Here is a 912-nt window from a genome sequence, read left to right as displayed (position 1 = left end):
AGAGGCTATTCATAAAGTAAATCTTAAACGAGGCAAAAAGGAGAAAAATCAACTGTAGGATGCTCTATTAAGGATTCACACTCATCAGTTTATGTCTCAAAAACGTTATTCAACGGATTTAACCGATGCAGAATGGAAGATATTAGCACCCCTAATTCCTGCCCCAAAAAAAGGTGGACATCCTCGGACAACAGATATGCGAGCAGTCTGTAACGCCATTTATTACCAACTGAAAACGGGATGCCAGTGGGAATTACTCCCACGCGATTTTCCGCCACCGTCAACGGTATACAGTTACTATCGCAAGTGGCAGCAGCGAGGAGTATGGGAGCAGATAAATCACACCTTGCGCGACCAAGTACGCCGACAAATGGATAAGTCTACTCAACCTACCGGCCGTTGCTGCTGATAGCCAATCAGTGAAGACGACAGAAAAAAGGGGGAGGTCTATGGTTTTGATGGCAATAAGCGAGTAAAAGGACGCAAGCGACTGATATTAGTCGATAGCTTAGGACTACTATTAAGAGTGGTCGTGACTGAGGCAAATGCAGGAGAGCGTGTAATTGCAGCCTATGCTTTAATGTCTTTGTTGGAGGAGCGACTAGAGGGGTGCTGCAACGGGTTAAGGTGTTGTGGGTAGATGCTGGGTACGATGGTGATTGCTTTGCCTTAGCAGTGTGGCTCATGATTCAAGCTCGCGTAGAAGTTATTCATCGCAGCAAACCAGAATTTGAAGTGTTACCGAAACGTTGGGTAGTAGAGCGCACCTTTGGTTGGCTCAACTGGTATCGTCGTCTTAGTAAGGACTATGAGCGTTTACCAGAAATGAGCGAGGCAGCTATTTATGCTGTTATGACTCGAATTATGCTACGTCGCCTATCTGCTTAAAGGTTTACTTTATAAATAGGTTCT

Annotated in this window: 1 pseudogene; it reads left to right on the top strand. The window is 45.1% G+C overall.

Features of this window, described 5'->3' with window-relative positions:
* Positions 1-91 precede the first annotated feature (91 nt).
* Positions 92-888, top strand: a pseudogene (locus DSM107010_RS37845) (IS5 family transposase).
* Positions 889-912 lie beyond the last annotated feature (24 nt).

This window comes from Chroococcidiopsis cubana SAG 39.79, assembly GCF_003991895.1.
Taxonomy (GTDB): Bacteria; Cyanobacteriota; Cyanobacteriia; order Cyanobacteriales; family Chroococcidiopsidaceae; genus Chroococcidiopsis; species Chroococcidiopsis thermalis.
This window is presented reverse-complemented; position numbering and strand designations above follow the sequence as displayed.